This is a genomic window from Thermomicrobiales bacterium (assembly GCA_041390825.1).
Taxonomy (GTDB): Bacteria; Chloroflexota; Chloroflexia; order Thermomicrobiales; family UBA6265; genus JAMLHN01.
The window spans coordinates 1-4,463 of sequence record JAWKPF010000074.1 but is presented as its reverse complement, the minus strand read 5'-3'; the positions used below and the strand labels follow the sequence as shown (position 1 = coordinate 4,463).

Sequence of the window (4,463 nt, the reverse complement as noted above, 5' to 3'; positions counted from 1 at the left end):
ATCGAAGGGGAGAGTCATGCGCGCGCTCCTCTCAACGAGCGATTCCCACGGCGCACCCCTCCGCCAGCGCTCAACCACAGCCACTCGAATACAAGCACCCCAACGGCAAGCGCTGCCAGCGCCGGCCAGAGATCGCCAAGCCCACGTCGAGTCGTCCCGACCTCATCCGACGCCGCTGCCTGGGCCAGCGCCTCGGGCAGCTCCTCGTTGGCGCGCAGATTCGACTCCACCGGATGTCCGGCATTGACTACAAACGAGCCAGTCGCGCCCGCGCGCCCGCTCGTGCTGAGCTCCTGCACGGTATATTCACCCGCCTCGCCGGTGGTCGGGAAGACGACGGTCTCGATAGCCCCACCTGCGTCGACCGAAACCGGAATGTCGGTTTCGATGCCGGACGGGGAAACGATGCGCACGGTAGCCGCGCCCGCGCGCGGCTCGATGGTTACCGGGTCACCCAGCGCGGCCGAGTCCGGCAACGCCGCCGGAGCCAACGCGCGCACCACGTTTGCGGTCAGAATTGGGAAGGCGATCCGCTGCGGCAGCGCGCTCTCCTGGAGACTGATGGCCAGCACAACCATCGGCTCGGTCGAGCCGGGCGCCGCTCCGCGATAGAGAAGCGGACCGCCTTCCCCCTCGACCACGGCTGTATCGCCTTCGGACATCTGCAGGATCGGGGTTTCACCGGCGGTGAGCCCGGTCAGATCGACGCCATCCAACAACGGATCACCCGCGCGCACATGCTGCACCGAGGCAGCTGTCATCACCCCGGTCGTCGGCAGCAACCCATCCACCGGCGGATCGACGAAAAAGGCCGGCGCGACGATTTCATCCGCGCTCACGGGCGTGTATCCCTCGAAGACGTAGAGATCGTACGGTCCGGCCGGAATATCGCCGTTCAGATGCTCGGTCGTGGAAATCGTGGTCACCTGCGCGCCGGGAAGCGAAGTCAGCGCCCGCTGCAGCACCAACGGCGTATCCGACACGAGCAAGATGCGCTGCGCCAGATCGCTATCGCGCGCCAACACCAATTCGGCGGCGTTGTCGGCTGGCAGCGCGTCATCCGTGTTCGCCTGGAGCTCGACGCGCAGGCGGGAAACATCGCTCGGCAGCAGATCCGAGATGAAATCGACCGTTGCATTCGCGTCGATTTGCAGGTTCTCTGAATCCACCACAATTCCATTGGCGAAGACCGAGACCGTCGCGTTGACCTGCTGATCGCTGAAGTTCGCCAGCCGGGCAAAGAGCTCGGTCTGGTTGGCATTGTCGCCAGACGCTCGCGCCGTCAGCTGGACCACGGCCAGGTTGGCCGCGCTGGCCCGCCCGACCAGGAGCAACTCGATAGGGGCATGCACATTGGCCGCAACCGAGCGATCGGCAGCCACCGCGCCATCGGTGATCACCACAACCTGGTTTTCCAGATCGGGCAGCATCAGATTGCTCGTCAGAACCAGCGCCGCGTTCAGATCGGCGCGCCCTCCCGGCAATGAAAGCTCCCGTACTCGCGTTTCCAGCGTACGCAGACCCGCGCCGTCGGTCGCCTCGAACGATTGCACCGAGGTTCCCAACAACATGACAGTCGCCACATCGCCGTCCCGCAACTCACCGACACGCTCGGCCGCCAGTTCTTTGGCCACGGTGAAGCGATCGCTGCCGGAATCGACGTCGGTGGCGGCCATGCTGGTCGATCCATCGAGCAGGATCACCAGATGCTTTGGCTCGGTGCGCTGCGTGAGCCCGGCCCAGGCGTCCGCCACCGCGGGCCGCGCCAACGCCAGTCCCAGGGCGCCGACAGCCAGCAATTGCAGCAGCAGCAACAACGAAATCGGCGGCCGGCGCAATCGGGCGTCGTCGGTGGGCGCGGGCGCCACAAGCCGCCAGAAGCGCAATGTGGGCACAGGCCGCTCCACCGGTGTGGTATGACGCATGTGAAAAAAGATGACCACTGGAATGCCGATCAACGCCAGCAAGCCGATTGGCGCAAGGAACTGCAGGCTGCTCATGGGCGTCCGTCCTCTGACCAGGATCCCGGATCCGGGACACGACATGCCGAACCGTTCTCCACATGACGACCGCACGCCGCACACCCCAGAACCAAGCGTTCTGAACGCCTCACCCTGGACCCTGGGCACCGGATGCTGGACCCTCGTTCGCTCATCCAACCACCCCCCGTTGCGCCAGCAACCCGAGCACCACGGTTTCGAATGGCCAGTCGGTTTGCAGGGTGATCAGCGGAATTTGCTCGGACGCACAGACCGACTCAACATCGGCCTGCCACGCCGTCAATGCACGCGTGTAATCAGCGAGCGCGGATTGCGTCGGTGTGATCTGCAAGCGGGTGGCTTGCTCCAGATCGATGAGCTCGATGGTCAGCGGTTGCGCGTTTGCGCCTACCGGGAACGCAAGCGCGGGATCACGCTCGGCCGGATCGACGATCTGCACCACAGTCGTCTGCCAACCTCGGCTGCGCAGCAGCTGGAATGCCGTCCGCATCTCATCCGGCTCGCCAGAGAGGAGATCGGAGAGCACGATCAGCACGCCGGGCCGCTTCCGGGCCCGCGCATAGCGCTCGACCGATTCGGCGAACGATGTCGTCCCGCTTGCCGGCAGGTCGGTCAGGTACTTCAGCATCGGGGTGATGTTCGAACGGCCGTGAGACGGCCCGAATGGATGCCCGAGCTGATTGCTGAATGGCGTGATCGACAACCGGTCGAAATGCCAGAGCCCAACATATCCGAGCGATCCGGTCACTCGCCGCGCATAGGTGAACTTGGTGATGCGCTGCGCATCGCCAGACCAATCCATGGAGCCCGACGCATCCAGCAAGAGATGCACGGTCAGCTCGGTCGTGACTTCGCTCAACCGGATGAAGAGCTCTCCCAGCCGGCTGTAGATGTTCCAATCGATCCGGCGAAAGTCGTCGCCTTGGGAATAGCTCTTGAAATCGGCAAACTCGGGTGACGAACCGCGCCGTTGTGAGCGATGCTCACCAGCTAACCCATGCGACACCGACGCATTCGAAAGCAACGTCAGCTTTCGCAGGCGAGCCAGCAACTCCTCATCGAACACCACCTGCTCGCGCGCTGGCGCAACGGCATGCTGGTCAGGCGAAACCGTTCCGCCAAATCTGTCTCGAATGGACGTGAGCAGACCGTTCATCAGCCATCGTCCTGATCGGAGAAGTAGTTCTCGACAATCGAGCGATACTCGGGCGGCACGTGATTGCTGTCCGGGGCGGCCTCGCCCACCTCACCCTGTTCGGTCGAGCCGCTGCTGACCGTGACTCCCGCGCCCGATCCGGAGCTCGACGCGCCAGAGTTGCCTCCGATCGAAATCGATTGCCCCTCGGGCGAACGGGGGAGCTCGATGGCCCGATGCGGATCGGCGTCTGCTCCACTTGCATCGTCACCCTCGCCCGTCTCATCGGAAACCTTCGGTGCGGATGGATCCTTCTTGCCATCGGTCTGATGCTCGTTTTCGCCGCCGCTGCCGTCCGCCGGATCGCTCGCATCCTGGTTGCTCTCGCCACCCGCTCCGGAACCGGTGCTGGAGTCGCCTTCGGTGGCGTCGGTTTGTTCGGCTGGGTCGTCGCTTGGCGAACCAGTCCCGCCTCCCGGCTGCTGCGCACTGCTATCTCCGGGAGCCCCCTCCGTGTCACTGGGAGCGTTCGATTCGGCGGGAGCGCCATCGCCTTCCTTGCCACTGGAGCTCATGGAGTCGTCGCCAATACCCGCTTCGGCTTCTGCGCCGGAATCTGAACTTGACTCCCCCGGATTGCCCGGCTGGCTTCCACTCGCGCTGGAAGGGTTCGATTCTGAGGAGTTTCCGGACGAGTCGTTCGGTGATGGCAACCCTTCGTTGCCGGCGCTCAATTGATCGCTTTGCTGAGATGCGTTGGCCGCCGCGTGCTCCTGGGCTTGCTGCATGGCTTGATCGAGCGCTTCGGACGACTGCACCTGTTGCCCGCTTTGCTCCACCGCATTGGCCAGGTCGCGTATGCCGTTCTGGGCAGCTTCGCCGCCCTGCTCCAGTCCCTCGGCAGCCTCCTGGGTCGTTTCCGAAAGCGTCTTGTTCCCGTCGGACATCTCGGCCGCGGCCTGGCTCAGGTCGCTGGCCAAATCGGCGCGTGCTTGATCGGAGAGCTCACCGGCCTGGCTGGACACATCCCGCAGTTCTTCGGCTGCGGCGCCGTACAGTCCCCGATCGATGAGATCGGCAGCCTCGCTGGTCAACGCGTGATCGGCCAACGCATCGGCCAGACGTCGGAGGTCCTCCTGATTGGTGATCGAGGTCTGCATCATCGCTTCGACCTCTTCCACCGTGGGCACGTCCTGGGTGTCTGGCGGCTGAGCGGCTACCTCCGGCTGCACGAACCGTTCCGCTGCGGGGACAAAGGCCGGCACCACATTCGATTCCGTCGGCGGTATGCCGCCTCCGGTTCCACGCGCGAACGCGAGCGCGGCAAA

At 64.6% G+C, this 4,463-nt stretch carries 3 protein-coding genes; all 3 read right to left on the bottom strand.

Annotated elements, in window-relative coordinates:
- Positions 1 to 14: 14 nt before the first annotated feature.
- Positions 15 to 2,000 carry a BatA and WFA domain-containing protein gene (locus tag R2855_19870; GenBank protein ID MEZ4533263.1) on the bottom strand — a complete coding sequence of 662 codons (1,986 nt, stop codon included), beginning with the start codon at positions 1,998 to 2,000 and terminating at the stop codon, positions 15 to 17.
- A gap of 151 nt (positions 2,001 to 2,151) precedes the next feature.
- The gene (locus tag R2855_19865; protein MEZ4533262.1) at positions 2,152 to 3,156 is read right to left on the bottom strand and encodes a DUF58 domain-containing protein; all 1,005 of its coding nucleotides are present in this window, start codon (positions 3,154 to 3,156) and stop codon (positions 2,152 to 2,154) included.
- A partial coding sequence (locus tag R2855_19860; GenBank protein MEZ4533261.1) for a hypothetical protein occupies positions 3,156 to 4,463 on the bottom strand: 1,308 nt, incomplete at its 5' end. The genes R2855_19860 and R2855_19865, both read right to left, overlap by 1 nt.